Annotated in this window: 33 protein-coding genes; 23 read left to right on the top strand and 10 right to left on the bottom strand. The window is 62.9% G+C overall.

What is annotated here, in order from left to right; genetic code table 11:
• Positions 1 to 22: 22 nt before the first annotated feature.
• Positions 23 to 373: a hypothetical protein gene (locus tag VGF98_04900; protein ID HEY1680952.1), complete on the bottom strand. Its 351-nt coding sequence runs from the start codon at positions 371 to 373 to the stop codon at positions 23 to 25.
• Positions 374 to 431: 58 nt separating this feature from the next.
• Here VGF98_04900 and VGF98_04895 point away from each other — a divergent pair, with 58 nt between their 5' ends.
• Genes VGF98_04895 through VGF98_04885 form a run of 3 tightly spaced genes read left to right on the top strand, consistent with a single transcriptional unit; the run spans position 432 to position 2,335 of the window.
• Positions 432 to 884, top strand: a complete 453-nt coding sequence (locus VGF98_04895) for a ribonuclease HI family protein (protein HEY1680951.1) — start codon at positions 432 to 434, stop codon at positions 882 to 884.
• A 9-nt stretch (positions 885 to 893) separates the two neighbouring features.
• Positions 894 to 1,544 carry a hypothetical protein gene (locus VGF98_04890; GenBank protein ID HEY1680950.1) on the top strand — a complete coding sequence of 217 codons (651 nt, stop codon included), beginning with the start codon at positions 894 to 896 and terminating at the stop codon, positions 1,542 to 1,544.
• 11 nt (positions 1,545 to 1,555) lie between these two features.
• The gene (locus VGF98_04885; GenBank protein ID HEY1680949.1) at positions 1,556 to 2,335 is read left to right on the top strand and encodes a polysaccharide deacetylase family protein; all 780 of its coding nucleotides are present in this window, start codon (positions 1,556 to 1,558) and stop codon (positions 2,333 to 2,335) included.
• Here the strand turns inward: VGF98_04885 and VGF98_04880 are convergent.
• Entirely contained in the window at positions 2,304 to 2,633 is a 330-nt protein-coding gene (locus tag VGF98_04880; protein ID HEY1680948.1) for a DUF3465 domain-containing protein, read from the bottom strand. The two genes, VGF98_04885 and VGF98_04880, sit on opposite strands and share 32 nt — an antisense overlap.
• A 71-nt stretch (positions 2,634 to 2,704) precedes the next feature.
• Between VGF98_04880 and VGF98_04875 the strand changes: the two genes are divergently transcribed.
• Positions 2,705 to 3,310: a GNAT family N-acetyltransferase gene (locus tag VGF98_04875; protein ID HEY1680947.1), complete on the top strand. Its 606-nt coding sequence runs from the start codon at positions 2,705 to 2,707 to the stop codon at positions 3,308 to 3,310.
• On the opposite strand, the gene VGF98_04870 is transcribed toward VGF98_04875, so the two are convergent.
• From VGF98_04870 to VGF98_04860, 3 genes are read right to left on the bottom strand one after another with little or no spacing between them, the layout of a single operon-like run.
• Positions 3,256 to 3,717 carry an NUDIX domain-containing protein gene (locus tag VGF98_04870; GenBank protein ID HEY1680946.1) on the bottom strand — a complete coding sequence of 154 codons (462 nt, stop codon included), beginning with the start codon at positions 3,715 to 3,717 and terminating at the stop codon, positions 3,256 to 3,258. The genes VGF98_04875 and VGF98_04870 overlap by 55 nt on opposite strands.
• Positions 3,714 to 4,880: a glycosyltransferase family 4 protein gene (locus VGF98_04865; GenBank protein ID HEY1680945.1), complete on the bottom strand. Its 1,167-nt coding sequence runs from the start codon at positions 4,878 to 4,880 to the stop codon at positions 3,714 to 3,716. Before VGF98_04865 ends, VGF98_04870 begins: the two co-directional genes overlap by 4 nt.
• Positions 4,877 to 5,938 carry a glycosyltransferase family 1 protein gene (locus tag VGF98_04860; protein HEY1680944.1) on the bottom strand — a complete coding sequence of 354 codons (1,062 nt, stop codon included), beginning with the start codon at positions 5,936 to 5,938 and terminating at the stop codon, positions 4,877 to 4,879. Before VGF98_04860 ends, VGF98_04865 begins: the two co-directional genes overlap by 4 nt.
• A 59-nt stretch (positions 5,939 to 5,997) precedes the next feature.
• Here VGF98_04860 and VGF98_04855 point away from each other — a divergent pair, with 59 nt between their 5' ends.
• Positions 5,998 to 6,888, top strand: coding sequence for a hypothetical protein (locus tag VGF98_04855; GenBank protein ID HEY1680943.1), 891 nt, complete (start codon positions 5,998 to 6,000; stop codon positions 6,886 to 6,888).
• Between the two features lies 1 nt (position 6,889).
• On the opposite strand, the gene VGF98_04850 is transcribed toward VGF98_04855, so the two are convergent.
• Positions 6,890 to 7,717 carry an alpha/beta hydrolase gene (locus VGF98_04850; protein HEY1680942.1) on the bottom strand — a complete coding sequence of 276 codons (828 nt, stop codon included), beginning with the start codon at positions 7,715 to 7,717 and terminating at the stop codon, positions 6,890 to 6,892.
• Positions 7,718 to 7,830: 113 nt separating this feature from the next.
• Here VGF98_04850 and VGF98_04845 point away from each other — a divergent pair, with 113 nt between their 5' ends.
• A complete protein-coding gene (locus VGF98_04845; protein ID HEY1680941.1) occupies positions 7,831 to 8,424 on the top strand; it encodes an MOSC domain-containing protein in 594 nt (197 codons plus the stop codon).
• Positions 8,425 to 8,427: 3 nt separating this feature from the next.
• Here VGF98_04845 and VGF98_04840 read toward each other — a convergent pair whose 3' ends face one another.
• Positions 8,428 to 9,930 (bottom strand): DHA2 family efflux MFS transporter permease subunit, encoded by a 1,503-nt coding sequence (locus VGF98_04840; protein HEY1680940.1) that lies wholly within the window; start codon positions 9,928 to 9,930, stop codon positions 8,428 to 8,430.
• Between the two features lie 61 nt (positions 9,931 to 9,991).
• Positions 9,992 to 10,309 (bottom strand): hypothetical protein, encoded by a 318-nt coding sequence (locus tag VGF98_04835; GenBank protein ID HEY1680939.1) that lies wholly within the window; start codon positions 10,307 to 10,309, stop codon positions 9,992 to 9,994.
• A gap of 131 nt (positions 10,310 to 10,440) precedes the next feature.
• Here VGF98_04835 and VGF98_04830 point away from each other — a divergent pair, with 131 nt between their 5' ends.
• From VGF98_04830 to VGF98_04790, 9 genes are all read left to right on the top strand, one after another.
• Entirely contained in the window at positions 10,441 to 11,184 is a 744-nt protein-coding gene (locus tag VGF98_04830; protein HEY1680938.1) for an HAD-IIB family hydrolase, read from the top strand.
• A gap of 145 nt (positions 11,185 to 11,329) precedes the next feature.
• Positions 11,330 to 12,064 carry a hypothetical protein gene (locus tag VGF98_04825; GenBank protein HEY1680937.1) on the top strand — a complete coding sequence of 245 codons (735 nt, stop codon included), beginning with the start codon at positions 11,330 to 11,332 and terminating at the stop codon, positions 12,062 to 12,064.
• Positions 12,061 to 13,002 (top strand): NADP-dependent oxidoreductase, encoded by a 942-nt coding sequence (locus VGF98_04820; GenBank protein ID HEY1680936.1) that lies wholly within the window; start codon positions 12,061 to 12,063, stop codon positions 13,000 to 13,002. Before VGF98_04825 ends, VGF98_04820 begins: the two co-directional genes overlap by 4 nt.
• A 28-nt stretch (positions 13,003 to 13,030) precedes the next feature.
• The gene (locus VGF98_04815) at positions 13,031 to 13,282 is read left to right on the top strand and encodes a hypothetical protein (GenBank protein HEY1680935.1); all 252 of its coding nucleotides are present in this window, start codon (positions 13,031 to 13,033) and stop codon (positions 13,280 to 13,282) included.
• Positions 13,283 to 13,452: 170 nt separating this feature from the next.
• Entirely contained in the window at positions 13,453 to 13,983 is a 531-nt protein-coding gene (locus VGF98_04810; GenBank protein HEY1680934.1) for a sigma-70 family RNA polymerase sigma factor, read from the top strand.
• Positions 13,983 to 14,732: an anti-sigma factor gene (locus VGF98_04805; GenBank protein HEY1680933.1), complete on the top strand. Its 750-nt coding sequence runs from the start codon at positions 13,983 to 13,985 to the stop codon at positions 14,730 to 14,732. The genes VGF98_04810 and VGF98_04805 overlap by 1 nt, the downstream gene beginning before the upstream one ends.
• Positions 14,733 to 14,748: 16 nt before the next feature.
• On the top strand, positions 14,749 to 15,957 hold the full coding sequence (locus VGF98_04800) for an MFS transporter (GenBank protein HEY1680932.1): 1,209 nt from the start codon (positions 14,749 to 14,751) through the stop codon (positions 15,955 to 15,957).
• A gap of 56 nt (positions 15,958 to 16,013) precedes the next feature.
• Complete coding sequence (locus VGF98_04795; protein ID HEY1680931.1) at positions 16,014 to 16,265, top strand: ribbon-helix-helix protein, CopG family; 252 nt, start codon at positions 16,014 to 16,016, stop codon at positions 16,263 to 16,265.
• 14 nt (positions 16,266 to 16,279) lie between these two features.
• Positions 16,280 to 16,819, top strand: a complete 540-nt coding sequence (locus VGF98_04790; protein ID HEY1680930.1) for a DUF1003 domain-containing protein — start codon at positions 16,280 to 16,282, stop codon at positions 16,817 to 16,819.
• On the opposite strand, the gene VGF98_04785 is transcribed toward VGF98_04790, so the two are convergent.
• Both VGF98_04785 and VGF98_04780 read right to left on the bottom strand, forming a co-directional pair.
• Complete coding sequence (locus VGF98_04785; protein ID HEY1680929.1) at positions 16,816 to 17,097, bottom strand: DUF4242 domain-containing protein; 282 nt, start codon at positions 17,095 to 17,097, stop codon at positions 16,816 to 16,818. The genes VGF98_04790 and VGF98_04785 overlap by 4 nt on opposite strands.
• A 30-nt stretch (positions 17,098 to 17,127) precedes the next feature.
• The gene (locus tag VGF98_04780; GenBank protein HEY1680928.1) at positions 17,128 to 17,988 is read right to left on the bottom strand and encodes a ferritin-like domain-containing protein; all 861 of its coding nucleotides are present in this window, start codon (positions 17,986 to 17,988) and stop codon (positions 17,128 to 17,130) included.
• A gap of 51 nt (positions 17,989 to 18,039) precedes the next feature.
• Here VGF98_04780 and VGF98_04775 point away from each other — a divergent pair, with 51 nt between their 5' ends.
• From VGF98_04775 to VGF98_04740, 8 genes are read left to right on the top strand one after another with little or no spacing between them, the layout of a single operon-like run.
• Positions 18,040 to 18,816, top strand: coding sequence for a polyprenyl synthetase family protein (locus VGF98_04775; protein HEY1680927.1), 777 nt, complete (start codon positions 18,040 to 18,042; stop codon positions 18,814 to 18,816).
• Positions 18,779 to 19,852: a type 2 isopentenyl-diphosphate Delta-isomerase gene (fni, locus tag VGF98_04770; GenBank protein ID HEY1680926.1), complete on the top strand. Its 1,074-nt coding sequence runs from the start codon at positions 18,779 to 18,781 to the stop codon at positions 19,850 to 19,852. Before VGF98_04775 ends, fni begins: the two co-directional genes overlap by 38 nt.
• A gap of 44 nt (positions 19,853 to 19,896) precedes the next feature.
• A complete protein-coding gene (locus VGF98_04765) occupies positions 19,897 to 20,724 on the top strand; it encodes a squalene/phytoene synthase family protein (protein ID HEY1680925.1) in 828 nt (275 codons plus the stop codon).
• Complete coding sequence (locus tag VGF98_04760; GenBank protein ID HEY1680924.1) at positions 20,724 to 21,575, top strand: squalene/phytoene synthase family protein; 852 nt, start codon at positions 20,724 to 20,726, stop codon at positions 21,573 to 21,575. The genes VGF98_04765 and VGF98_04760 overlap by 1 nt, the downstream gene beginning before the upstream one ends.
• Complete coding sequence (gene hpnE / locus VGF98_04755; protein ID HEY1680923.1) at positions 21,557 to 22,864, top strand: hydroxysqualene dehydroxylase HpnE; 1,308 nt, start codon at positions 21,557 to 21,559, stop codon at positions 22,862 to 22,864. The genes VGF98_04760 and hpnE overlap by 19 nt, the downstream gene beginning before the upstream one ends.
• Positions 22,861 to 24,759 (top strand): squalene--hopene cyclase, encoded by a 1,899-nt coding sequence (gene shc, locus VGF98_04750; protein HEY1680922.1) that lies wholly within the window; start codon positions 22,861 to 22,863, stop codon positions 24,757 to 24,759. The genes hpnE and shc overlap by 4 nt, the downstream gene beginning before the upstream one ends.
• A gap of 25 nt (positions 24,760 to 24,784) precedes the next feature.
• Positions 24,785 to 25,786, top strand: coding sequence for an adenosyl-hopene transferase HpnH (gene hpnH, locus VGF98_04745; protein ID HEY1680921.1), 1,002 nt, complete (start codon positions 24,785 to 24,787; stop codon positions 25,784 to 25,786).
• Positions 25,776 to 26,771, top strand: a complete 996-nt coding sequence (locus VGF98_04740; GenBank protein ID HEY1680920.1) for an NAD-dependent epimerase/dehydratase family protein — start codon at positions 25,776 to 25,778, stop codon at positions 26,769 to 26,771. Before hpnH ends, VGF98_04740 begins: the two co-directional genes overlap by 11 nt.
• Positions 26,772 to 26,791: the final 20 nt, after the last annotated feature.

The raw sequence follows: 26,791 nt of genomic DNA, 5'->3' as shown, positions 1-26,791 counted from the left end.
CCTTAAGGTAGCTCCAGGCTCCTTACTGCGTTCCGATCTTTTCGTTGGCGTTGTTCAGCAGATAGATTTTGTCGGCGTGGCGCATTCCGAGCGCTGCTTGGTCGAAGATGATTCCGACGTACTGTCCGGCCTTGACGGCGGACATCTGCATGGTCGTCTTGCCATTACTGGAAAAGACTTGATCGAACTTCGGAACGATCGTAAAGCTCAACGACTGCTTCGTCTTCGGATTCTGTACTTTGATGTTACTGGTGGAAACGTGTATGACGATCCCGTAGAAGGTCTGGGTGGTCATCGCGGAAGCGACGTACGGAACGGTCGCGAACGAGGCGAAAACGGCCGAGGCCGCTATGGCAGAAAAGAAAGATCTCATATGCACGTTATTCCCCAGAAGCAAACACTTAACTCCTGGCGCCGGCACCAGGCTGCCCGTGGCTGACGAGGGCGGGTATGAGGCGACGCTGTTCGCTGACGGCGGGTCGCGCGGTAATCCAGGGCCGGCTGCCAGCGGGTCGGTGCTGATCGATCCGGCCGGGGTACAGATCGAAACGGTCGGTACCTTTTTGAACGTCGCCACCAACAACGTCGCCGAGTGGACGGCGCTGGTGCAGGGCTTGGAAGCGGCAAGCCGCTTGGGCATCCGCCGGTTAGCCGTACGCCTGGATTCGGAGCTGGTTGTGAAGCAGATGAGCGGCGAATACCGCGTCAAGCACCCGGATCTACAGCCCCTGCATCGCCGGGCGAGCCAACTTTGTCGCGCCTTCGAGCGCGTTGAAATCCGTCACGTCCCGCGTAAGCAGAATGCTCTGGCGGATGCATTGGTCAACCAAGTTCTCGACGCTGAAGCCGCTCGCGCCCAGGAGGCGCGGCGAGCCTCCGAGTAGGCGGCGAACATGCGACGGTCTTCGCCCCTCGAGCTGTTCATCGTCGGCCTGGCGATCGTGTTTGTGATCCTCGCCTGGCGGTTTTCTGGCGGATTTCATGCGGTACCCGGCCTCGGGCACGCAAAAAACGCGCCCAGCCGCTTGTACGCGAGGCTGACCATCGACTACGCGCACCCGCCGATTTTCCAAGAACAATACTCCATGCAAGACATCGACGGGCTGTCGACCTTCAACTATCGGATTCGGGGTTATAACTGCCGGTTGGTCACGATTCAAGCCCCGGAAGGGCACACGTACGACGTCAGCTTTTTCTTTGGCGGTTTAGATCAAGACGGCATCTGGCAGCTGACGAATCAAGCACCGTTGCCGCACGCAGCGGCAACCTACACCGTGTACGTCAAGCAGGTCGCCGACTTCAAGCAAGGCGATCGCACCGTCGTCTTCACCGATCCGAATTACTGGGCCACCCACGGGCCGCACCGCGAAGTCCAATTAGATCTCTCGAAAGGTGACGGCGACAACATCTTGCGGATGTCGGCGCCGAGTCCGGATCCGCGCTACCTGAAGATCATCGACGACTTTCGCACCTTTGGGCCGGATGAATTTCGGCGTAACGTTGCCGCGGCGCAAACTCGCGCCAAAGAGAACGCGTGTCACTGACGCGGCGGCGCTTGATCCGATCCGTACTCGGTGTAACGTTGTTGGCCACGATCGTCTTCGCAGTGTACGAGATCGCGGAGAGTCCATCGAGCCAGCTATTCGGACGCACGATCGTTTCGGGTCCAAAGAACGAACGGATCGTTGCGCTCACGTACGACGACGGCCCGAACCCGCCATACACGGATGCGATTCTCACCGTGCTGGAACGCGAACACGTCCCCGCGACATTTTTTGTAGTGGGAAGAGCCGTGGCAACGTATCCCGCTGTCGTGCGCCGAGCGTACCTTGACGGCGACGCAATCGGTAATCATACGTGGAATCACGGACATCTCGTGTTATACGACACCGCGGGTTTGCAAGAGACGCTGCAACGAACCGACGCTGCCATTTTTGCCGCGACCGGGACGCGTCCGCGCATCATGCGTCCGCCCTACGGCGGACGCGACTGGCTGGTGCTGGACGAAGCGCGCAAACTCGGATACACGCCTGTCATGTGGTCGGTTCCGCTGCCTCACGACTGGGAGTATCCGCCGGCGGCGACGATCGCCGGTCGTGTGTTGCGCTATGTCGGCAACGGCTCGATCATCGACTTGCACGATGGCAATCGCGGGATCGTTTGCGGGCACGATGGCGTGCCGGCCCATGTTTGCGATCGCAGTAGCGACGTGGCGGCGACCCGGATGATCGTCGACGCGCTCAAGCGTCGCGGCTATCGTTTCGTGACGATTCCGGAACTGCTGCGAGCCGACGCCGGTGCGGCTACGCGTACTCACGTCCGCGAAGGCGAATAAACCCGCCGTTGTGACGGCCGGACGGGTCGTGATGTGTCCAGTGCACCACCGGCGGGCGGCCGGGATCGTGCACCATCTCGCCGCGCACCTCGATGCGATCGCCGACGTTCACCGGACAGCGAGGCGCGATCGAAACGTTGTCGACGACCTCGACCGGCCCGGCCGGTGTGTTAGCGTCTAATGCTTCGTGCATCGCGTGCGATCGCGACCCGTAGAAGAAATGCGGAGCCGACGTCACCGTGGCCGTGAAATCGACCCGCGCGGGTTGCTGCTGCGCGTAGGCGCTCACCAAATTCATCGCATGTCTCGTTCACGCTCGGCTCGGTGGCGACAAGAGCGCCCGGCGGCCGAAGCGAACAGTCGCGCCTTATGAAGCGCATCCGGACGAAGCGGTTGCTGCTCGTTCCGGTACGTCCGCAGAACGCATCGGCGCTGTGGCACGTCCTGCAGGAGCCCGGACTGCGCGACTTTCAGGACCTGCCGAGCGTCGACGCCGCGCAATTTCGCCGTACCGTCGCGTCGCGGCCGCCGGTGCTAACGCCTGAGGCGGTCGGACGTTTCGAATGGCTGATCTATCTTGTCGGGTCGGCCGAGCGGGATCCGCTGGGGTGGGTTTCCTTGCGAGTCGCCGACCGCGAGCCCACGAGCGCCGAGATCGGGTATAGCTTGGTGCGCGAACGTCGCGGCCTAGGCGTTGCGACCGAAGCCGTCGCGGCGATCCTCGCGGAGGGATTCGAAACGGCCAAGCTGCGCAACGTGCGTGCGTATTGCGTTCCGGACAATCGCGCTTCTCGCGAAGTATTGATCCGCAACGGGTTCGAGGACGATGGATTGGTACCGAACGGAGCGATGGTCGCCGGACGCGCGGTCGACGTCGTCGCGCATCTGCTCCAACGCGAGCGCTGGGAGACCCTGCGGGGTCACGCTTCGTCGGGCCATTCGACGGAGATGCCCGCGACGAGCCGTCCGGCGTAACGGCGACGCTGGCCGCCGCTGAGACACGCGAGCAGCGGCGCTCGCACGACATCCGCAACGATGCGTCCGGCAATCGCATCCAGCGGCACCCACTCCACCTGTTCGACGTGATCGTTTGGCGCCGTTCGTGGCGTTCCGCCGCGAACGTTGGTGTGAAAAACGGCGGCGATAAAATGCCGTGCGCCATCGTAGCTTTCGTTGATATACGCAAGCTCGCCGGCGACGCCGCGCAGTCCGGTCTCCTCGAATAACTCGCGTTCGGCCGTTTCGCTGAGCAGCTCGCCGAAACGCTGCCGGCCGCCCGGCAAGTTCCACAGCGGTTCGGGGTGATTCGGGTAACTTGAAGCAACCAACAGAACGCGGTCGTCATGAACGATGAGGGCCTGCGCGAGGTGAATGTGCGTCACGCTATTTCGTATTCCCGCGCGATCGCTTCGACGTGCGGTTCGAGCGCGTAGCGCTGCGCCGCGGCGAGCGCGCCAACGGCACGGTCGGGCCACACGGCCGGCTCGCACAGCCGCTCGACGGCTATGGCAAGCGCCACTTCGTCGCCGCGCGCGACGATCGTGCCGGCAGCCGGATCGAGCCACTCGCCGATCGCGCCGGAGTCGTAGGCCGCGACCGGGCGTCCGCGCGCAAACGCTTCGATCCCGGCGAGTCCAAATGGTTCGCCCCACAGCGACGGAACGGCTACCAGCGTCGACGCGTCGATCGCCCCACGCAGCCGGTTCGGCTCGAGCCGCCCCAACGGTTCGGTGCGAACGCCGAGACGTTTCGCCAGGAGCAACAGCGCGTCGAGATCGGGGCCGTCGCCCGCGACCCGCAGAAGCGGGCGTCGTTCTGCTGAGATCCGCGCGATCGCGCGAACCAGCGAACGGCCGCCTTTGGACGGCACGATCCGTCCGGCAAACAACACTGCGTCAGCCTCCGGCCGCGGAGCGGGAGCTGACGCGAACGCGTCAGCGGAGATCGGCGGCGTAACGACTCGGACGTTTGCAACGCCGTTTCGCCGTGCCAAGCCGGCAACGTATTCGGATAAGGCGATGACGGAATCGGCTTCGCGAACGCCGGCGGCGAGGGTTTCGCGCAGTCCGATTAACTGCATCGTTCGCGGACGAGGCCCGTACGCGCAGCCGTCGATCGCAGAATGCCAGCCGCACACAATGGCGCTCATGGTGAGGCCGCAAATGTCCGAACTTCGCGGATACAACCGGTCGCCGTTCGGACAGAACGGACGATGATCGTGCAAGTGATACACGAAGCGACGTGTCTGGAAACGCGCTGCCTCGAGGACGCCGGCGTCCATCACGTTATGCGCGGCCACGACGTCGGGTTCGAACGCCGTTACGATTTCGGCAATCCGGTTGGCGGCGTCTCTCGACGGCGGGTCGTGCTCGTCGCTCCACGGCACCTCGTAATCCGGCACGCCGTAACTGGCCTTTCGGCCAACGGTGCGTGCCGCAACCACGATCTCGTAGCCGCGCGCCGCCAGAGCCGGAAGCAGCACGCGCAGGTACGTTTCGGTTCCGCCCTCGTTATCGACGCGCTCGCATAGAACGAGCAGCTTCACGCTGCCGCGGTCGCTCGGAAAACGGCGAGATGCCGTTCGACGCTTTCGTCCCAATCGAAATGCGTTGCACGCTCGAGCCCGAGCGTGCGCAAGCGATCTCGTAACGCTGCGTCGTCGTACACCCTCCGCAGAGCCGTGCCCCAGGCATCGGCATCGCCGGGCGGGGCGTAGAGCGCCGCATCCGCGCCGACTTCGGGCAACGATCCGGCATCGGATGCGATAGCCGGCGTTCCACACGCCATCGCTTCGACCAGCGGCATTCCGAACGTCTCATGGTACGACGCGAGTGCGAGTGCGATCGCACCGCGGTACAGCGCCCGTAGCACGTCGTTGGCGCGCGCGTGCAAGTCGTCGGAGATTCGTCCCGCGTCGATAACCCCCGGAAGTTGCGGGGCGCCGCTACCCGCGACCACTAACGATGGGGGACGGCGGTCGGCCGAAAACGCACGCCGGTACGCGTCGTACAGCAACGGGAAATTTTTGCGCGGTTCGGCCGTCGGGTCGCCGACGAACAGAAAGTAGCGGCCTTCCGGCACGCCCGCCGGCAGCGGCTGCGCCGGACCCGGCGCAAAGGATGCTTCGACGCCGTGATAGATGACGTCGACGCGTTCGGGAGCGATGTCGAATACGTCGGAAAGTTCGTTGCGTCCGAACTCCGAAACCGCGATGAAGTGCTTTGCCGTTCGCACCGAGCGCAAGAACGGTGCTTGTGCGTGCCGGCGCCGGCGCTCGTCCGGGTCGGGAAAGCGAAACGGCACCGCATCGTGAATCGTCGCCACGGCCGGAATCGTGGTACGGAAAAACATGCCGTTGGCCGGATGCCACACCACATCGGCACACTGCGCCGGCGCGTCGGAACGAATGCGAAAGCGATCCGACTCGAGGGCCTTTTCCAAGCGAGCTCGATGACGAAACGCGAGCGGCCCGTGTCGCAGCAATAGCAGTTCCACATCGTCGCGGACGGCAATGCGACGCAGCAACGCGCGCGCGTAGCGTCCGATGCCGCGCGTATCTTCGTCGACCACACCGGCATCGACCGCGAGCCGCAGAGGGCGCATCGGTCGGCGAGTTCGTCCGTGCGGCGGAAACTCCGTTCGCGCGCACGAACGGGGCTACGATGGCCTGGGCCGACGAACTAGTCGCCGCGCATTTGATCCTCGGCCCGCGCGAAGAGCCGTTTCTGGAGGCTCTTCTCGCATCGATCGAGCCCGTCGCAGGCAATCTCGTCGTCAACGATAATGGGCCCGGCGAGTCTCCACACAGCGGCGTGCTCGAACGGAGTCGCTTCGGCCGCGAGGGCCGGCTGATCGTCGACCGTACGCCGTTCACCAGTTTTGCCGAAGCGCGAAACGCCTGTCTACGCGCGCACGCCGCGAATCTCACGTCGCCGTGGGTCGCATTCGTCGATGCCGACGAGGTGCACGCTGAAGCAGCCGCACGTATCGCGTCACATCTGCCCGGAGTTCCGGCCGGCGCCGGCTTCGTCGACGGTTATACGTGGCACTTCTTTCAGTCGTTCGAATACTTTACGTCGATCGAACGCCGCATGGCGTTTTTTCGATTCGATCCGCAGGCGCGCTGGACCGGAGACGTGCACGAACGGTTGGAGGGTGTGCCGGGCCGGCGGATCGCGTTACCGTACGTGTACGCGCACTACGGGCACACGCTTGCACCTCGGCGGCACGCGGAGAAGGGTCGCCACTACTCGTCGCTGGGCGCGCCGGGCGACGTGTTACGTGAAGATCAGCTTGACGATTTTGACGTGCGCCGCTACTTCGCGCCGGAATATCCGCGGTTGCTGCGTTTTTACGGCCGCCATCCTTCTGCAGCCGCCGCGACCTTACAACGTTTGCGCCCGGCTTTGGCGCCGTGGCACTCGCTCACGGAGCGCGTGGTGCGGGAACAGCCGGTGAGTGTCAAGCTGCGCAACCTCGCGCGCGCAGCCAACTACGAATTACGTTGGCGCGGACGAGCGCTGGACCCGCTCGCCCGTAGCCTTCTTCGTTAGTCTAGCTGTTGATGAACGCTAAGAAATCTGCGTTCACCATGTCCGGATTGGTCGAGTGCACCCCGTGCGGCGTACCCTTGTAGGTTTTGAGCGTTCCGTGTTTGAGGAGTTTGGCTGACAACGGACCTGCGTCGGCGTACGGGACGATCTGATCGTCGTCACCGTGGATCACGAGAACCGGAACGTCGATGTTTTTCAAATCTTCGGTGAAGTCGGTCTCGGAGAACGCTTTGATGCAGTCGTAATGCGCCTTGGCCCCGCCGTCCATTCCCTGGCGCCACCAGTTATCGATGAGACCTTGCGACACTTTCGCGCCGGGCCGGTTGAAACCGTAGAACGGGCCGGACGCGATGTCGAGATAAAACTGCGGGCGATTTTCCGTGAGACCGGCTCGAAAGCTGTCAAATACCGCGATGGGAAGGCCGCCCGGGTTTTTGTCTGATTGGACCATGATCGGCGGCACGGCGTCGAGCAGGACGGCTTTCGCAACGCGACCGTTCCCGCCGTAGCGTGCCACGTATCGCGCTACCTCGCCACCACCGGTCGAATGCCCGATATGCACCGCGTCTTTGAGCTTGAGGTGTGCGGTGAGCTGGTCGACGTCCGACGCGTAGGTGTCCATCTCGTTGCCGGTGTCGGTCTGGCTCGACCGGCCGTGACCGCGGCGATCGTGCGCGATGACGCGAAAACCTTTGAGCACAAAAAACATCATCTGGGCGTCCCAGTCGTCAGCCGACAAGGGCCAGCCGTGATGAAAGACGATCGGCCTTCCGGTGCCCCAGTCCTTATAGAAGATCTCGGTCCCGTCTCGGGTCGTGATAAAGCTCATGTATCCGGCTCCTTATAAAAGTGTTGCGAAGCCTTCGCTCAGCGTACAAGGGCTGGCGTGGCCCTAACTCGCATGCTCGCTGCATGACGATGGCGACGCTAACTTCTGTGAACGTGGGCGCCATTCGCGCGGTTTCATATGCTGGCGAAGAAATAACGACCGCTATTTTCAAAGAGCCGGTTGAAGGCCCGGTCGCCGTGCGGGGCGTCAATCTCGACGGCGACGATCAAGCCGATCGCTCCGTTCACGGCGGTCCATACCAAGCCGTCTACGCATACGCGATTGAAGATTATGGGTGGTGGTCGCAGACGCTCGGCCGTCCGATGGAGCCCGGGCAATTCGGCGAAAACGTAACGACCAAAGGAATCGACGTCAACGACGCGCTCGTCGGCGAACGATGGCGTATTGGCTCGACCGTACTCCGCATAACCATCCCGAGGGTGCCGTGCTTCAAGCTCGGACTGAAGATGGGCGACCCGCGGTTTCTAAAGCAGTTCGCGCAGGCATTGCGTCCCGGCCCGTATCTTTCCATCGTTACGGAGGGGCGCATCGCTGCCGGCGACGAGATCGAAGTGATCTGGCGCCCCGCGCATCGTTTGACGATTAGGGATGCGGCGCGAATTCGTATGTTCGAGCACGAGCGTTCCAGCGAACTGCTGGTTCCTGAGATGCAAGCGTCGTGGCGTGAATGGGCCCGATCGCGGTAGCGGTTATTCCGCTGCGGCCATCGCCATCGGCGCGGACGCACCGGCGGCCCTCGGCTTCTTGATGAAAAACACGAGCGGCGTAACCAACACGAAGACGATCGCACAAATGCGGAACAGGTAGTCGTAAGCGATCATGCTCGACTGTTGCGCGACGAGTTGCGTTATCGCGCCGGTACTTTGTCCGTGCAGTGTCGTTACGCCCGAGGCCAGGACGTTCCACGCGACTGCGGTTTGATGGGTCAACATCGTCGTGAGGATGGCGATGCCGAAACTCCCGCCCAATTGCCGCAAGAGCGTGTACACGCCGGTCGCACCGGCCATCTCGTGAATCGGAACGTCGTTGAGCGACACCGTCGTGAGCGGCACGAATAAGAAACCCAGACCGAATCCTTGGATCAGCCGCGGCCAGAAGACGTCCCAATATCCCGCCTGCGCATTCAAAGCGCCGAGCATCCACGTCGAATAGGCAAAGATGAGGATGCCGATTACGATCGGCCAGCGCGGGTCGACGCGATTGAGCATCCGTCCGATGATCAGCATCGAAACGGCGGTCGATAATGCGCCGGGCAGCAGCGCCATCCCGGTGTCGAAGGCCGTGAAGTTCAGGATCGACTGGAAGAACAACGGCAAGATGAGCGCGGTACCGTAGAGACCGAATCCCATGACGACCGCCAAAATCGATCCGATTGAGAACGAGCGGTGTTTGAAGACATCCAACTCGACGATCGGATACTTGTCGCGCAACGACTTCACGACGAACCAAATCAGCGAGAACACTGCCACGACGGTCAAGATCGTGATGGTCGAGGACTGGAACCAGTCGTCGCGTTCGCCGCGCTCCAGCACGTATTGCAGACAGGCTAAACCGGCACTGAGTAGAGCGAGCCCCGTCCAGTCGATACCGCCCTTGGGTTTCTCGAGAAATTTTGGATTCGGAATGAACGCTAACGTCATCAAGAAGGCGACGATTCCAATTGGAATATTGATGTAGAAAATCAGCGGCCAGCTCGCGTTATCGACGATATAGCCGCCGAACACCGGACCGATGGCCGGACCAACCATCGCGCCCAAACCGAAGATCGCCATGGCTGCGCCACGTCGCGCTGGTGGATAGGTTTCGAACATGATCGCTTGCGCGGTCGGCTGTAGCGCGCCGCCGCCGAAACCTTGCAGCACGCGATAGAACACCAACATCCATATGGAATGTGCGGTGCCGCATAAGAGCGACGCCACGGTGAAGAGTCCGAGCGAAATAGCGTAAAACGTTTTGCGGCCGAGAAGCGCCGTGAGCCAGCCGTTGAGCGGCATCACGATCACGCTGGCGAGGATGTATCCGGTCGCCACCCATGCGACCTCGTCGACCGTTGCGCCGAGGTTTCCACCGATGGTATTCAACGCTACATTGACGATCGTCGTGTCGATGATCGCCATGATCATGCCGAGCATGACCGTGATGGTGATCAGGGCGACTGGCGCTTGCTCGCGCCGGCGGAAGAGCGAACCCACTATTTTGGCTCGAACCGGAAACGGGCGGCTCGGTTGCGCCGAGACCGCCCGTCACGTGGGTTTACATCGGGGGCTTGGTCATCGGTTTGGCGCCCATCGCGGTCGCCTGCGACGTACACATCATTTTGGCGTGATTCTTGGCCATCATGGCCTGTTTTTGCGCCGGGGTCATGTTGGCCGTGGCGGCCTTCACTTGCGCCATGGTCATGTACATCTTGGTGCTGGTGTTGACGGCGACGACCGAATCGCCGGAGGCGCATTTCGGCATGCTCGACATCATGCTGCTGGATTGCATGCTCGATCCCGACGTTTGTGCGAGCGCGACATGCGAGCTGAGAACGACCGCCACAAGGGCGAGAGGAATAGTAAAAAATTTCATAGGTTCTCCTTCGTTCGTAGAACGAACGGGGTTAGGCTCTAGATTCTCTGGGATTACGGCTTAGGCACCAAAACTCCGGCTGGCGCCCTTAGACGATTGACAACAGGGTGCCGCCCCGAGACAATCGGCCAATGAAGCAACTGATGGTCTTCGACTTAGACGGCACCCTAGCGCCGAGCAAATCTTCGATCGACGACGAGATGGCCGGACTGTTGCGCGACTTGCTCGCGCGCAGCCAAGTATCGATCATCTCGGGCGGCGACTTTCCGCAATTTCAGAAGCAGGTCGTGGACCGTCTCGCGCCCGGCAGCGATTTGACGCGACTGACGCTGCTGCCGACATGCGGAACTAAATTCTTCCGTTACGACAACGGTTGGCAAAAGCTGTACTCTGAAGACTTGACGCCGGATCAAAAGAAGTTGATCGAGAGCGCGCTCGACGCCGCCGTCGCCGAGTCGGGATTCGGCGTTGCGAAAACGTGGGGACCCGCGATCGAAGACCGGGGCAGCCAGATTACGTATTCCGCCCTGGGACAGCAGGCGCCGCTGGACGCAAAAAAAACGTGGGATCCCGATTTTAGCAAACGTAAGAAAATCGCGGAGTTGGCCGCTCCGGCACTCAAAGATTTCTCGGTCCGGATGGGCGGGGAGACGTCGATCGACGTCACCAAGCCCGGCATCGATAAAGCTTACGGCATCTATAAATTGCGCGATGTTCTGAAGATTCCGATCGAGCGAATGTTGTACGTCGGCGACGCGCTGTTTCCGGGCGGCAACGATTATCCGGCGCGCTCGACCGGAGCCGATTGCATTTCCGTTCGCGATCCGGAAGACACCAAAGGCGTGATACAAACGGCGATCGCCTATCTCGGATAGGGAGTTCGCGATAGCGGTACGGCCTCCGTACCGCCTGGATCTCACGGCGACGGCACTACAGCGAACGTCGGTAAATGCCGTCGATCGGGTCGACGAGCGGGGCCGGTATCTGCGCGCCTTCGACGACACAAGCGGCGCGTGGTCGGTGACGGTCGACCAACCCGATACCGGCGCCGTGCGGGTTCGAATGCGCGGAGCAACTCCTGCGGACGCGCCGGAGCGAATCGCCGTCATGCTCGGCACCGGCGTCGTCGTCGCACCGTGGGAATCGCGCACGCGACGGTTTCCGTGGCTGTATCGATTAGCGCGCAGGCTGCGCGGCCTCCGGCCGCCACGGTACCCGTCGTTGTGGGAGGCGCTGTGCAACGCCGTCGTCTTTCAACAGATCAGCCTGGTTGCGGCGGCGGCAATCATGGAGCGTCTCGTCTTGCGATTTTCATCACCGGTGCGCGCTGGAGATACGAAGCTGTATCCGTTTCCGGCAGCCGCGTCGATTGCCGGCGCCGGGGAAGAAGAGCTGCGCGGCCTGGGACTTAGCCGCCAGAAGGCGGCCTACGTTCGTGCGATCGCACGCGAACACGGTGCGTTCGACGTTGCCGCGTTGCGCGCGGCCCCGCTGGACGCCGCCGTGGTGGCATTGCGAGCGCTTCCGGGTATCGGCGTCTGGAGCGCTAACGTGGCGCTGCTGCGCGGATGCGGGCGGCTCGACGCTTTCCCGCCGGGAGATTCCGGCGTGCGTGCCGCCGTGCACGCGTTGTCGGGCGATTCCGGGGTCGATCTGTCAGAGTTGCTCCACGAACTGGGCGACCGTCGCGGCCTCTTGTACTTTCACTTATTGTTGGGTCGTTTGCAGGCGGCGCGGGTAACGACGTCCCTATGAAAGCCATCGTCATCGATCGCGCCGGCGAGCACGGCCGTCTCGCAGATATTCCGGCTCCGGCGCCCGGTCCAGGCGATGCGATCGTCCGCGTTACGTACGCCGGAGTCAACCCGATCGATTGGAAAGTGCGCGACGGGCTTGCCGGCCAAATCGAGCGGTTCCCGTTCGTGTTGGGTCAAGATTTCGCCGGCGTCGTCGAATCGGCGGGCAGCGATGTTCGAAGCGTCGCAGCGGGCGACCGCGTCTTCGGCGTAGCGCGCGGTTCGGGTAGTTACGTCGAGCGAACGATGCTGCGCGAACATGTCGCGGCGTCGCCGTTCGCGCGTATCCCCGATGGCGTCGACGACGCGACGGCTGCCGCATTACCGACTCCCTTGTTGACGGCATTAGGTGCGTTGGAAATGTTGAACGTGGGCCGCGGTACGCGCTTGATCATCGCGGGTGCGGCCGGTTCCGTCGGTTCGGCTGCGCTGCAGATGGCGCGGGCTCGCGGCGCCGAGATAACGGCGATCGTGAAAGCCAGTCAAATCGAACGGGTTCGCGCGTTGGGTGCATCGCGTGCCGTCGACGAATCCTCCGGCATCGCAGGGCTCGGCGATGAAAAGTACGACGCCGTTTTAGATTTGGTCAGTGACGGCGAAACGCTCAAGGAATATAACACGGTGCTGCGCCCCGGCGGCTCTTTGGTTACCACCATTCACGATGCCGACGTCGAGTGGTTTGCGGCGCGCGACCGGGTCGCATCGAATATCGCGATGGCGCAAACGCCGCAATCGTCGCCGCAGGGACTGGAAACCGTCGCCCGATTCGTCGCCGACGGGACGATAAAAGTCCAGTATTCCGAACGGCCATTGGAGGAGGCGCCGGAGATTCTCGACGATCTATCGGCCGGTCGCGCGGGCGCGAAGATCGTGCTTCGCGTGACACCCGCTGAGTAGACGAGCGTGCAATTGGGTAGCACGAGCTATGATGAACAAAGCCTTGACAATTCTTTCGGTCGCCGTGGCGATCGGCATGGGCGCCGGCACGGCCGTCGCGTCCGCTCAACAAACGATGCCCAGCCCGGCGGCTACGATGATGCCGATGCAGATGCCCTCGCCTTCGGCATCCGGAATGCCCGCGCCGACGCCGGGTGCGATTCCGTCGCCCGGCCAGTTGCCCTCGCCGGCGACCGTTCCCACGCCGATGACACCACCGTCACCGAACGCCGCTCGCTAGCCGTTCTGCGCGGATAGCCGAATTAGCGCCCCGGCCTCGATGATCGTCATACCAGCCGGCGTGGAACGTCTCTGCGCCGGCTCTCTGCATGTCGCGGCCAATCCGCGGCGTCCCGGCGGCCGTTGATGAAAAAACGGACCTTCGTTGGGAGTGGCGCGAATGTTGCTGACATGCAAGATGCGTCGCGCCTCATGGAGCGCGTGCGCGCTCGTGATGCGGACGCTTTCGAGAGCCTCTACGACCGTTACCACGCGCTGGTATACGGTCTGGCTTTGCGCGTCCTAGCCGATCCTTCTGCGGCCGAGGACGTGACGCAGAACGTGTTCCTCAAAATTTGGACCGCTCCGGATGCGTTTCAATCGGGCAACCTCGAAGGTTGGCTCGCTCGCGTTGCCCGGAATCGCGCCATCGACGTCCTACGTTCGAAAAAGCTGCGCTCCGAAAGCGAACTCTCCGAATCAATTCCTGCGGATTCTACGTTGGAACAGTCGGCGATGGAACGCTTGGACGGGGAGCGCGCGCGAGCCGCAATGGGTCGGTTACCCGACGAACAGCGCTTGCTACTCGAACTGGGATTTTTCGGAGGCATGACGCACGACGCGATCGCGCGGCAAACTGGTTTGCCCCTCGGCACGGTAAAAACGCGAATTCGATCCGGACTGCGCCGGCTTCGCGAGCTGCTACACGTGGCGATATCGTGATGGATTCGCACGAGACGATGCTCGACGACGTCGCAGCATACGCGTTAGGCGTTCTTCCGGCGAGCCAAGCCGCAGCGGTGCAAACGCACATGGACACGTGCGCGGAGTGTCGCGCGGAATACGATGCGCTCGCGCCGGCAGTTACGGCAATCGCGTACTCCGCGGAGGCGACTGCAGCGCAACTTCCCGGACCCGAACTCAAGGCGCGCATCATGCAGGCCGCCCGCCCGCCGGTGCTGGCAAGGCGTTCGATCTCGGCTTGGCCCGGTTGGCTGGCTGCCGCGGCATGCGTCGCCATTGCGCTCGGATTCGGCGCGCAAAACCAACGGTTACAACGCGATATAGCGGCCCAGCGTGCGACCTCTGCATCGGAGCAGACGGCTCTGCTCGCAGCCAACGCGTCGGCGCAGCGCGAGCATCGGATGTTGGCCGATCTCGCTGCGGGCGATGCGCGGCGGTACCCGTTCGAAAACGGTGTGATTGTCACGCGCGGTTCGCATCTGTACGTCGCGATGCGCGCGCCCGAATCGCTTCCGAAGGGTCGCGTGTATCAAGCCTGGACGATTGCTAAAGGTTCGAAGGTCGTTCGACCGTCGATTACTTTCAGTGCGCCGGGCAGCTCGATGACGATAATAGAAATTCCGGCGTCGGCGCAATCGCTGGCGATGGTGGCCCTGAGCGTCGAGCCCGAAGGCGGATCGCTCAAACCGACTACCAAACCGATCGCGCTGGTCAAGCTCAGCTCGTAAAGCTCCTTTCGGCATCGTGACGTCCGCACGCAGCTTGTTGCGGCATCGGCCGTTCGTCCTGTACTTTTCGTCGCGAGCCGGATCGGAGTTCGCGTACACGATCTCGGCCGTTTTCATTGGTTGGCAGATTTACGCCATCACCGGAAGCGCGTTCGCCCTCGGATTGGCGGGCCTGGTGCAATTCGTTCCGTCAGCGGCGTTGGTGTTCGTCGCGGGACATGCGGCGGATCGCTTCGAGCGGCGGCGCATCGTACAGATTTGCCAAACGGTCGAGGGAATAACCGCCGGATTTCTTGCGTGGGGCGCATTCGCACATCGGCTGAACGTTTGGGAGTTGTACGCCGCGGTGTTGCTTCTCGGCATCGCCGGCGCGTACGAAAGTCCGTCGTCGGCCGCGCTCTTGCCGGGCGTCACCAGCGACAAAGACTTGTCGCGCGGAGCTGCGCTATCGTCGGGAGCCTTTCAGGTCGCGGCGATCGCTGGGCCGGCGCTCGGCGGCATTTCGTATGCATTTTCGCCGGGCGTTCCGTGCGTAATCATGGCCGCGTTTTGGCTCTTGGCGTCCTTGCTGAGCGCCTCGATTCGAGTCGACCGTTCGCCCGCGCCGGAGGAACGTCCGACACTGCGCGACGCCTTCGCCGGCATCGCGTTCGTGCGCGACAATCCCGCGATCCTCGGCACCATCTCGTTGGATCTCTTCGCCGTGTTGTTCGGTGGTGCGACCGCGCTCTTACCGATTTACGCGCGCGACATCTTGCACGCGGGCCCCTGGGCTTTAGGTGCGCTGCGAGCCGCTCCGGCTGTCGGCGCCCTGGCGATGACGATCGTTCTGGCACGCCGGACCATCCGGCGGCGAGTCGGCATCAAAATGCTGGCGGCGGTCGGCGTGTTCGGGGCGGCGACGGTGGTATTCGCCCTATCGCGCTGGACGGCGCTGTCACTGGCCGCGCTGGCGCTGATGGGTGCCGCCGATACGGTGAGCGTCGTGATTCGAGCCTCGCTCGTTCAGTTATCTACCCCGGACGAGATGCGCGGGCGGGTCGGCGCCATCAACTATCTGTTCATCAATGCGTCGAATCAACTAGGCGAGTTCGAGAGCGGAACGGCGGCGGCATTGCTCGGGCCGGTGGCCGCGGCCGGGCTCGGCGGCTTGGCATGCATCGCCATCGCCGTTTTGTGGTTGAAACTGTTCCCATCGCTGCGGCAGATCGAACGCCTCGGGTAAAATCGCCCCGAATTCAAACAATCCAACCGGCGTCGTCGCCCGTTCTCAATAAGATTATGGATACGAAGGCAAATCTCGGCCGCATCACCGTGACCCTCACCGCTCCCTTGCTGGAGCGGCTCGAGCGCCTCAAGGCACGGCACTCTTGCTCCACTTCGGCGATTGTGGAAATCGCATTGCGCAACTACATCGGCGAGGAATCCGAAGAGCAAGTGGGAGCGCGCCTACGCTCGGCGGGTGCCGTGCGCCGCCGCGTCCAGGGTCGCCGGCTGACCGTCTTCGGCGGGAACTGGCCCCAGCGCCCGTAAACGGCCCCGGGGGCATGAACGACGAGAAAAGTCCGCACCCGGTTGAAAACGCGGTCAAAATGTTGGCGGAGATCCACGCCGACAATTTACGGCGGGTGCCGCGCTCGCAACGAGGGATCGAGTGGCTGACCGATACGATCGGCCGACCGTGGTTCGCGTACTCGCTTGTTGCCTTCGTCCTGTTATGGAGTGGGGTCGATATTGTTGCCGGGCGACTGCATCGTCCCTTCGATACCGGCGCGTTTTCGTGGCTGCAATTGATCGTCGGAACGTTCTCGCTCATGATGGCGGCGCTGATTTTGATCAGCGAGAACCGGCAGGGTCGACTCGCCGATCAGCGCGCCCAAGTGACACTGCAGTTGGCGCTAGTTATCGATCGTAAAGCCGCGAAAATCGTCGAATTGCTCGAGACGTTACGCAAAGACGATCCGACGCTGCCCGATCGCAACGATTCGGAAGCCGAGCAGATGGCCGAGGCGACGGATCTACGAACGGCGGTGGACCGGCTCGAAACCGAAACGGCCCGCGCCGTGGAAAAGTCGTCTCCGGGTTAAGCGCGTTCGGTGGTCGGGTCGATCGTCTTGCGAATTTCGGTGATCGTCGTGGCGGGAAATCCGCTGATCTCGGCATGTTTGCGGATCACGTCTTCGTCTTTAGCCAGATAGACGCAAAACGTCTTATCGCCGGCGACGTAGCTCTCGACCCATTGGATGTCGGGAGCCAGTTGGGCGAGGGCTGCGTTGGATGTTGCGGCCGCTTCGCGCAGCTGCTCGCGTTCGAGCGTTCCGACGCCCGGGATCGCGCGTTCGATGACATATCGGCGTAACGCCATGGCTGTTGTCCTCCGAAGTTCGTGTGGTTTTTATGCTCGCGCTTGCGCGCGGCCGAGAAGCGCCCGCACCGCGTCGATCAGTTCCATGACGACGAGTACGGCCATTCCTAACGTAGGTATGACGCGCGGCCGCAAAAGCCGCCGGTCGAACGAGCGCATGTAACGATCGTTTTCGGTAAGGCACGCCCGCAGAAATTTGGCCGGCGTGAGATCGCGCATCACGTCCGAAAATAGACCCATCGCGGCACTTCCGTCGTTGTTGCCGCTGCCGGCCATAGCGCTGCCGCCTTGTACGCGGCGAACGATCGCGGCGACGTAACTCACGAGGGACGGCACGATCTGCATGTATGGCGGCGTCAAGCCGCTCCGCGCGCGATCCCAAGCGATCCAGTTGACGAAGAAGACGATGTGCCGTGCTTCCTCCTCGAGTACGCGCGCAAACAGCGACGTTAACGACTCGGGAAGAATGCGCGCGTCGCGCGCTAGTTTAAAGATGCCGAAACCCGCGAACGAGTCGACGCACTCGTCGTAGCCGAAGTGTACGAACGCCCGACGCGTCGGGTCTTTAGTCGGTTCTTTCGTTTGGACCGTTAGACCGTAGCGGCGAATCATTTCCGCAAGGATGCGCCCGTGGCGATCTTCTTCGAATCCCTGCATCGCCAGCGCATCGCGTACCAGCGGATCGCTTTCGGTTGTAGAAAAGCCTTGCAGCATCGCACCGGCGCTGAACTCGATATCGAGCGCCATCGTCCAGATCGGGATCGCGCGCAGACGCGCCAGCGAAACGTCGTCGAGTTGCGGCCACGGCATGTCTTGCGGTTCGTAGCGGTTGTGCGACGCGATAAACGTTTCGCAGAAAAGCCGTTTGTGTTCTTCCGAACCGATCAGCATGTAATTCTCCAAAGCGGACGATGATGGCGGGCGACGAAGGCCAGTCCCCGTATGGCGACGACCTTCGAGCCGCTTCCGTTGGGCGACTATCGTGCCCGCATCCTGCAGTATCTGCAAGGAATCGCGCTGCCACTTCGGTCGACTGCATGGACGATCATCGAACGTTCGTCGGAGGGCGCACAGGCTCGCGCGTTGCTTCGGCCGACCCTCGTGTTGTGGGCCTGCGACGCCTGCGGCGGTCCGATCGAAGACGCCGTTCCGGTGGCCGCGGCAATGGATCTGTTCGACCGCTTCATGCTGCTGCACGACGAATTGGTCGACGGCGCTTCGGCCGAGGGCAGCGAGTCGCTCGTCGCGCGATGGGGTTTAGGGCAGAGCTTGAACGCGGGCGATGCCCTGTATGCGCTCGCCTTGCGGGCGCTGGCGCAAGACGTTGTGAACGCGTCGCGCCGGTTGGAGGTCGCCGCCTCGCTCGGACGAGCGGTACTCGAAGCCATCGAGGGCCGCACCAGCGATGTCGAGCTCGAAGTCCGCGGCCACCGCGCCGGATTGTTGCAGCGCGTCCGATCGGTCCGCCGCCGCAGCGCGACGCTGACGGGAGCGGCCCTCGCTGCCGGGGCGATCGTCGCCGGCGCGGATGCCTTCGTCACACGCGGATTCGACCGCGCCGGACGGCTGCTGGCGGCGGCCGAGTCGAGCGGAGATCGCGCGCTATGCGCTCGCATTGCGGCCAAAGCCGCCGCCGCGGTCGATCGCTGTTTGACCGCGCCCGAACCCGCGCGCGGATTTCGTGAGGTGGTCGACTACGTCGTCGCGCAGGCCGCCTGATCGCGCGACGTCGTCGCGCAAAGCCGAACACATTCGAATCAACCTCGAATGCGACGTCGACGCCAAAGGTGTAACCGCCGGTTTCGAGGATTACGTTTTCGTCCACGAAGCGCTGCCCGACCTCGATTTTTCTACGGTCGACACGTCGTGCCAATTGTTCGGTCGGCCGTTGGCGGCGCCGCTGTTGATTTCGTGCATGACCGGAGGCACGCCCGAAGCGACCCGCATCAATCGCCGGCTGGCGGAAACGGCGGAATCGTTCGGCCTAGCGATGGGGCTCGGTTCCGGCCGCGCGCTGATCGAATCGCCCGAGCAACTTTCGACATTCGCGGTGCGCGAGATCGCGCCCAGCGTCGTCCTCTTCGCGAATGTCGGCGCCGTGCAATTGAATCGAGGTTACGGCGCCGACGAATGCCGTCGTTTGGTCGATCTATTGCAGGCAGACGTGTTGGCGATTCACTGTAATCCGCTCCAGGAAGCGTTGCAGCCCGAGGGCGACACGCGCTTTGCGAATTTGTTGCCGCAGATTGCGGACGTGTGCGCCGGTGTCGGCGTGCCCGTTATTGTGAAGGAAGTCGGCAACGGAATCGCCCCGGATACCGTCCGTCGCCTCATCGATGCCGGCGTACGCGGGATCGACGTGGCCGGCGCGGGCGGAACATCGTGGAGCGAGGTCGAGCGATTTCGTATCGCCGAACCCTGGCGCGCGCGCGTTGCCGGAGCGTTTGCGGGTTGGGGCATACCAACGGCGCGTTGTGTGGTGGATGCTCGCCGGGTCGCGCCGCACGCGACGATCGGCGCGAGCGGAGGAATTCGCAACGGTATCGACGTCGCCAAAGCGATCGCGCTCGGCGCGGATTTCGCAGGTGTGGCGGGCGCCTTTTTGCGGGCGGCCGATGCAGGAACGGTCGAAACGGCTAATTTAGCGCGCGAGTTGATCGAAACGTTGCGCGTGGCGATGTTCTGCATCGGTGCGCGAACGATTGCGGACTTACGTCGCACGCAACGTCTTCACCGAGCGGAGCCGCACGATTGACGGCGGAGGTTCGGCACGCAACGGGGGGAAAGAGGAAGCCGGTTATGCGGGAACCCTCCGCGACGGCCGGCCTCACCTTGGATGCCGCCGATGCCTACTGCCGGTATCTAACGGGACGCCATTACGAAAACTTTAGCGTCGCATCGGCCTTCGTAGACCGGAGCCGTCGTACCGACCTGGCGCGTTTGTACGCGTTCTGCCGGACCACCGACGATCTCGGCGACGAAAGTGCGAGCGCACAAGCCGTCCCGAGATTGGAGCGTTGGCGTTCCGAAGTTTGCGATGCGTTCGCAGGCGTCGCGCCGGTGCACCCGGTGTTGCTGGCGCTGTCGCAGACGGTCGCCCGGTGCGGGATTCCGGCGCAGCCGTTCTTGGACTTGATCGAAGCGAATTTGATGGATCAACGCGTGACATCGTACGAATCATGGCCCGAACTCTTGGGATATTGCATGCTATCGGCTGCGCCGGTCGGGCGTATGGTGTTGCACGTGTTCGGTATCGCCGGCGAAGAGAACCAACGCTGGTCGGACGACGTCTGCGTCGGGCTGCAACTGGCCAATCACGCGCAGGATGTCAGCCGCGATCGCAAGATCGGACGTTCGTACTTGCTGCAAGAAGACGTACGTAGCGGCGGTGTGGCATTCGCAGTCGAATCTCTGGTGAATCGCGCCCGCACGCTGTTGGAGTCGGGCCTGCAGTTGGAACGCCGGGCGCCGATGGCGTTGCGTCTGCAATTGGCGCTCTATCGCTTGGGCGGCCGGGCGATCTGCGACGCGATCCAACGCGTGAACTACGACACCGTCAATATCCGTCCGAGCGTTCCGACGCCGGTGAAGCTGGCGCTCGCGGTGCGCGCGTTGGCGGCGGGTTAATGGCAGGATTGCAAAGCGCCGAGCGCTTCAACCGCGATATGGCCCGGCGCGAAGCCGGCAATTTTTATTGGGGATTTATCTCGCTGGGATACCACGAGCGCATGGCCATCTACGCGCTCTACAATTTCGCACGCCAAGTCGACGACGAAGCGGACTCGGGCGGGGTCGAGAACCTTCCGCAGCGGCTGCTGGTGCATCGCGACCGCATCGTCCGGGCCGGCCGAGGTGATGCCGGGGACGATCCGATCTTGCACGTTCTGGCCGAAGCCATGCAGCGCTATTCGATTCCGGAGCGCGAGTTGCAGATGTTGGTCGACGGCGTCGAGATGGATTTTAGCCACGCGCGCTACGCGTCGTTCGAGGAACTCCGCGAGTACTGCAATCTGGTCGCCTCGGTGGTCGGACGCATGTGCGTGCGAATCTTCGGTTTCACCGATCCGGTGGCGCTGCAACGGGCGGATGATTTAGGTTTGGCCTTGCAACTGATTAACATTCTGCGCGACGTTCGCGAAGATGCGGTGGATATGAATCGGGTGTACTTGCCGCAGGATGAGTTGCAACGCTACGGCATTGCGGAAGCCGGCTTCGCCGACGGCACGGTTGCCCCGCGTTGGAACGATTTCGTCGCCGGCTACGCGCGCCGCGCGCACGAGTATTTCGTGAGCGGTTACCAAGTGCTCAACTATATCCCGCGCCGCCCGGCGGCCTGCGTACAAACGATGGCCGGCATCTACCAGGAGTTGCTGAAGAAGATCGAACGCGATCCGGCGCTTCCGCTACGCGCGCGAGCCGCGCTGTCGAAAACCGAAAAGTTGCGCGTCGTCGTGCGGTCGTGGCTCAGCAGCGCGTAGCCGTCGTCGGTGCCGGTCTCGCGGGGTTGGCGGCGGCGATGGATTTGGCCGACGCCGGCGTCGCGGTCGAAGTGTTCGAGCGGTCGAGGCTGCTGGGCGGGCGCGCTACGTCGTTCGAAGTCGGTGGACGCGAAGTCGATAACGGTCAGCACGTGTTTTTGGCGTGTTGCACCGAGTTCGTCGATTTCGTCGACCGGGCCGGCATGCGAGACGCACTTCACGTGCAGGAGCGGTTCGACGCGATGGTCTTGGCGCGAAACGGCACCACCGGCCGGCTGCGCGCGGCGAATGTACCGGCTCCGTTCCACTTGCTGGCCTCGTTCGTGCGCTACCCGCATCTCGACATCGCGGGTAAGTTGCAAGTCGCGCGGGCGTTGGCATCCGCGCTCCTAACACGCAAGCCCGCTTCGGGAACGTTCGAGGCATGGCTGAAGTCGACCGGCCAGGGCGAAGGCGCGCGACGCGGTTTTTGGGATCCGTTTTTTATTCCGGCGCTCAACGCTCCGTTCGACCGTGTCGACAACGCCGACGCCATGTTCGTGTTGACGACCGCGTTTTTGCGCGATTCCTCGGCGGCGCGTTTCGGTTTTTCCAACGTTCCGCTCGCCCATATTGCCGCATCGGCGGCGCGACGCGCGGAGGCGGTGCATACGTCGACCGCGGTAACCCGCGTGCGGACGGGTGACGCAGGCGTAGAGTTGCAGTTGCTTGGCGGCGAGACGCGGACGTTCGATGCTGCCGTGCTGGCGGTGACGCCGCGCGGGCTCACCAGCATGCTCGAAACTCCCGAACGATACGGTATCGAAGGACTCGACGCGTTCGTACCGTTCCCGATCGTCGACATCCACCTGTGGCACGACGGTCCCAGCATCGGGTACGATTTTGCGGCCGCGCTCGACTCGCCGCTGCAGTGGATTTTCGAAAAGGCGCCCGGATATCTGTGTTGCAGTTGTAGCGCAGCCGAAGAGTACTTGCGGCTTCCGACGCAACGGCTCGAAGCGCTGGCGTGGGATGAAGTACGCGCGTTCTTGCGGCTTCCCGACCGCGTGCATTTGATCGATTCGGCCGTTACGCGTAATCCCGAGGCGACCTATCTTCCGCGTCCTGGGTCGAAGCGTCCCGTACAACGTACGTCCGATCCCGCCATCGCCATCGCCGGCGCTTGGACCGAAACCGGCTGGCCGGACACGATGGAATCGGCCGTGCGGAGCGGCCGTATCGCGGCGCGCGCCGTTCTCGACGGCCTGTCGCCCGCGTTAGTGCGCGAAACCGCTGGAGCCCCCGCATGAACGGTTCGCGAAGCGCGCTCGACAAAGCCGTCGGATGGTTGCTGGAACGTCAGTCGCCCGAAGGCTGGTGGTCGGGCGAATTAGAGACCAACGTGACGATGACGGCCGAACAGGTCTTGTTGTATCGCTTTCTCGGCATCTCGGTCAACGGAATCGCGCAGCGCGCGGTCGTGCATTTGCTCGACCATCAGCGTTCCGACGGTTCGTGGGCGCTGTATTACGACGGGCCGGCGGACGTGAGTACGACGATCGAAGCCTACATCGCGCTCAAAGTGCTGGGCGTCGACGTCGCTCGACCCGAAATGACCAAGGCGCTCGCCACGATCTTGCGTCTCGGCGGTGTCACCAACGCGCGCGTTTTCACGAAAATCTGGCTGGCACTGTTCGGTAAATATCCGTGGGAGGGCGTACCGTCGCTGCCCCCCGAGTTGGTCTATTTTCCGCCGTGGATGCCGTTCAATTTATACGATTTTGCGTGCTGGGCGCGTGGGACCGTGGCACCGCTGACCATCGTGGTATCGATGCGACCGGTGCGCGAGCTGGGCGTAGACATCTCCGAAATCGTTGTCCCCGGCAGCGAACCGGAACTGCACAAGGTACGCGGCTCGGGCTGGATGATGGCCGTAGAAAAGCTTCTCAAGTGGTACGAACGCCTCCCTTGGCAACCCTTGCGCGCGCACGCGCAACGCGCGGTCGCGAAGTGGATCGTCGAACGCCAAGAAGCCGATGGCAGTTGGGGCGGCATTCAGCCTCCGTGGGTGTACTCGTTGATCGCGTTGTCCGTCATGGGATATCCGATGGAGGACGAATCGATGCGGCGCGGACTGGCGGGGTGCGAACGCTTCGTGATCGACGACGAACGCGGCTGGCGATTTCAAGCCTGCATGTCGCCCGTGTGGGATACGGCGTGGGCCGCGCGCGCGCTAGTGTGGGCCGGACTCGACGCGCAGCATCCGGCCGTGCGACGCGCCGTCGAGTGGATGCTGGCCGAACAAATTCCGAACGACGCGGCCGGAGATTGGCGCGTTCACTGCGATGAAACGCGTGGCAACGGCTGGGCGTTCGAGTTCGACAACGACGCATATCCCGATGTCGACGACACGACCATCGTGGTGCTGGCGTTGCTCGAAGGCGGCGAGCCTTCGGCGGTTGCCGATGCAGTCGATCGCGCGCGCATTTGGACGCTGGCCATGCGCTCGCGCAACGGTGCGTGGGCGGCGTTCGACCGCGACAACACGCGCGAGATGCTCTATCACATGCCGTTTTCGGATTTCGGCGCGATGATCGATCCTCCGACCGAAGACGTCACGGCGCATGTCCTGGAGATGTTGGCTGCGATGCAATACGCGCCGGACGACGCCTACGTCGCGGGCGCCTTGGAGTATTTGCGCCGGGAACAAAAGCCCGATGGCTCGTGGTTCGGCCGATGGGGCGTGAACTACATTTACGGTACGTGGTGCGTCATCTCGGCGTTGGTCGCGATCGGTCAAGGACGCGACATGATCGAGCGGGCGGTCGAGTGGCTCCTGCAGGTGCAAAACCCGGACGGCGGCTGGGGGGAAAGCTGTCATTCCTACGCCGATCCGTCATTTGCCGGCGTTGGCGCCAGTACGCCCTCGCAGACCGGCTGGGCCGTGAATGCACTACAAATTGCTGGATACGCGCAACATAATGCCGTTGGCCGGGGTTTAGCCTACTTGTGCGAACGCCAACGCGCGGACGGTTCGTGGGACGAACGCGAAGCGACCGGAACCGGCTTTCCGCGAGACTTTTACATCAACTATCACCTATACCGGCATCTGTTTCCGACGATCGCATTGGCGTTCGCCGACCGGCAGACCCGGACACAGGCTTTGCTCGAGCCAATGGCCTCTGGGCAGGCCTCGACACCGTAAGAGGGTAATTTCGCACACCATGTCGATGCCGTGGCAACAATCCGTTGCAGTCGCGAAGTATATCGCGACAAAAAAGATCAAAGGCGAGAAGCGCTATCCGCTCGTTCTCGAGCTCGAGCCGCTGCTGCAATGCAATCTGGCCTGCGCCGGCTGCGGAAAGATCCAGCACCCCGACGACATTCTGCGTCGCCGGCTGAGCGTCGAGGAGTGCATTGCCGCGGTCGAAGAGTGCGGCGCACCGATGATCTCGATCGCCGGCGGCGAGCCGTTGGTCCACGATCAAATGCCGCAGATCGTCGAAGAGCTGGTAAAGCGCAAGAAATTCGTGTTCTTGTGCACCAACGCGTTGCTGCTCAAAAAGAAGATCGATAAGTTCAAGCCGTCCACCTATTTCGCATGGATGATCCACATCGACGGCACGCGCGAACGCCACGACGAGTCGGTGTGCCGGGACGGTGTGTTCGACAAAGCCGTCGAGGCCATCAAAGAAGCTAAGGCGCGCGGCTTTCGCGTGTACACCAACACGACGTTCTTCGACAAGGACGGTCCGGAGTCGGTCCGTGCGGTGCTCGACTATCTCAACGACGATCTGAAGGTCGACATGATGCAAATTTCCCCGGCGTACGCCTACGAGAAGGCGCCGGATCAAGGGAATTTCTTGGGCGTGACGCGGACGCACGAAGTGTTCAAGGAAGCCTTCGCGGGCGGCAAGCGTAAGAAGTGGCGCCTCAACCACAGCCCCTTGTACCTCGACTTTCTCGAAGGCAAGGTCGACTTCGAGTGCACGCCTTGGGGCATTCCGTGCTACACGGTCTTCGGATGGCAGCGCCCGTGCTATTTGATGAGCAAAGAAGGCTACGCCAAGACCTACCAAGAGCTTCTCGACGAAACCGACTGGTCCAAATACGGCCGTGGCAAGCACGAATCGTGCAATAATTGCATGGCGCACTGCGGCTACGAGCCGACCGCCGTGATCCGCACGACGGGATCCCTGCGCGAATCGCTCCGCGCGGCCGTTGGCACCTGATCGAGTCTTTTTAACCGGCGCTTCCGGGTTCGTCGGCGCGCACGTTCTGCGCGCGTTGCTGGCGGCCGGGTATCACGTCCGCGCGCTGGTGCGCGACCAATCGCGTATCGCATTCGACGACGACGTCGAGTGGATCAACGGCGATTTGGTGCGAACCGGCGATTTCGCCCACGCCTTGGACGGTTGCCGCTATGTGGTGCACACCGCCGCGTTATATTCGTTCTCACCCTACGAACGGGCCGGCATTTACGATGTGAACGTCGGTGGCACTGCCAGCCTCCTCGCGGCCGCGCATTTAGCCGGAGTGGAGCGCGCCGTGCTCACCTCGAGTTCGGCGACGATCGGACATGCTCGCGGTTCCGAACCTGCCGACGAGAGCTGCTACCCGCTCGACCGGCCGTTTGCGGCCCGGCGAGGCGACTATCACGCATCGAAGGTCGAACAAGAGCGAGCGGCATTTGCCTCGCGACTACCGGTCGTGGCCGTGTTGCCGACGGCGCCGGTCGGGCCGGGCGATTGGAAACCGACCCCAACCGGAAAATTGGTGCGCGACTTCGCGCGCGGTAAGATCGCAGCGATGCCGCCACTGGGAGGCGGCATGAATCTGGTGGCTGTGGAGGACGTCGCCGGCGGCCACGTGGCCGCACTCGAGCGAGGCCGGCCGGGCGAACGGTACGTGCTGGGCGGTGAGAATTTGGAGATGGACGCAGTGTGGCGCCTATTGGCCGAGGTCACGGGCCGTCCGCTGCCGGGGTTCCGCGCGCCGTACGCCTTGGCGTATGCGGTGGCCGCGGTCGACGAGCTGCGTTGCCGCATCGACGTGGGCGCGGTCCCGTTCGCACCGCTGGAGGGCGTACGGATGTCGCGCGAGCGAATGTACGCCGACTCCTCGAAGGCGAGTCGAGAGCTCGGGTTTCAGGCGTCGCCGGTGCGCGACGCGCTGGAACGCAGCACCATCTGGTATCGAGAAAATGGGGCGGCGTAAGCCTACCTAGCAAGCAAACG

The organism is Candidatus Tumulicola sp. (assembly GCA_036490475.1).
Taxonomy (GTDB): Bacteria; Vulcanimicrobiota; Vulcanimicrobiia; order Vulcanimicrobiales; family Vulcanimicrobiaceae; genus Tumulicola.
Note: the sequence above shows the minus strand (reverse complement) of the source record. Positions and strands in the feature narration are given on the sequence as shown.

What these genes read in the sequence shown, in the direction of transcription:
- VGF98_04900 (HEY1680952.1), bottom strand. Translation starts at nt 373, where the DNA reads ATGAGATCTTTCTTTTCTGCCATAGCGGCCTCGGCCGTTTTCGCCTCG.
- VGF98_04890 (HEY1680950.1), top strand. Translation starts at nt 894, where the DNA reads ATGCGACGGTCTTCGCCCCTCGAGCTGTTCATCGTCGGCCTGGCGATC.
- VGF98_04880 (HEY1680948.1), bottom strand. Translation starts at nt 2,633, where the DNA reads ATGAATTTGGTGAGCGCCTACGCGCAGCAGCAACCCGCGCGGGTCGAT.
- VGF98_04875 (HEY1680947.1), top strand. Translation starts at nt 2,705, where the DNA reads ATGAAGCGCATCCGGACGAAGCGGTTGCTGCTCGTTCCGGTACGTCCG.
- VGF98_04860 (HEY1680944.1), bottom strand. Translation starts at nt 5,938, where the DNA reads ATGCGCCCTCTGCGGCTCGCGGTCGATGCCGGTGTGGTCGACGAAGAT.
- VGF98_04855 (HEY1680943.1), top strand. Translation starts at nt 5,998, where the DNA reads ATGGCCTGGGCCGACGAACTAGTCGCCGCGCATTTGATCCTCGGCCCG.
- VGF98_04850 (HEY1680942.1), bottom strand. Translation starts at nt 7,717, where the DNA reads ATGAGCTTTATCACGACCCGAGACGGGACCGAGATCTTCTATAAGGAC.
- VGF98_04835 (HEY1680939.1), bottom strand. Translation starts at nt 10,309, where the DNA reads ATGAAATTTTTTACTATTCCTCTCGCCCTTGTGGCGGTCGTTCTCAGC.
- VGF98_04830 (HEY1680938.1), top strand. Translation starts at nt 10,441, where the DNA reads ATGAAGCAACTGATGGTCTTCGACTTAGACGGCACCCTAGCGCCGAGC.
- VGF98_04820 (HEY1680936.1), top strand. Translation starts at nt 12,061, where the DNA reads ATGAAAGCCATCGTCATCGATCGCGCCGGCGAGCACGGCCGTCTCGCA.
- VGF98_04815 (HEY1680935.1), top strand. Translation starts at nt 13,031, where the DNA reads ATGATGAACAAAGCCTTGACAATTCTTTCGGTCGCCGTGGCGATCGGC.
- VGF98_04810 (HEY1680934.1), top strand. Translation starts at nt 13,453, where the DNA reads ATGCAAGATGCGTCGCGCCTCATGGAGCGCGTGCGCGCTCGTGATGCG.
- VGF98_04805 (HEY1680933.1), top strand. Translation starts at nt 13,983, where the DNA reads ATGGATTCGCACGAGACGATGCTCGACGACGTCGCAGCATACGCGTTA.
- VGF98_04795 (HEY1680931.1), top strand. Translation starts at nt 16,014, where the DNA reads ATGGATACGAAGGCAAATCTCGGCCGCATCACCGTGACCCTCACCGCT.
- VGF98_04790 (HEY1680930.1), top strand. Translation starts at nt 16,280, where the DNA reads ATGAACGACGAGAAAAGTCCGCACCCGGTTGAAAACGCGGTCAAAATG.
- VGF98_04785 (HEY1680929.1), bottom strand. Translation starts at nt 17,097, where the DNA reads ATGGCGTTACGCCGATATGTCATCGAACGCGCGATCCCGGGCGTCGGA.
- VGF98_04780 (HEY1680928.1), bottom strand. Translation starts at nt 17,988, where the DNA reads ATGCTGATCGGTTCGGAAGAACACAAACGGCTTTTCTGCGAAACGTTT.
- VGF98_04775 (HEY1680927.1), top strand. Translation starts at nt 18,040, where the DNA reads ATGGCGACGACCTTCGAGCCGCTTCCGTTGGGCGACTATCGTGCCCGC.
- VGF98_04765 (HEY1680925.1), top strand. Translation starts at nt 19,897, where the DNA reads ATGCGGGAACCCTCCGCGACGGCCGGCCTCACCTTGGATGCCGCCGAT.
- VGF98_04760 (HEY1680924.1), top strand. Translation starts at nt 20,724, where the DNA reads ATGGCAGGATTGCAAAGCGCCGAGCGCTTCAACCGCGATATGGCCCGG.
- shc (HEY1680922.1), top strand. Translation starts at nt 22,861, where the DNA reads ATGAACGGTTCGCGAAGCGCGCTCGACAAAGCCGTCGGATGGTTGCTG.
- hpnH (HEY1680921.1), top strand. Translation starts at nt 24,785, where the DNA reads ATGCCGTGGCAACAATCCGTTGCAGTCGCGAAGTATATCGCGACAAAA.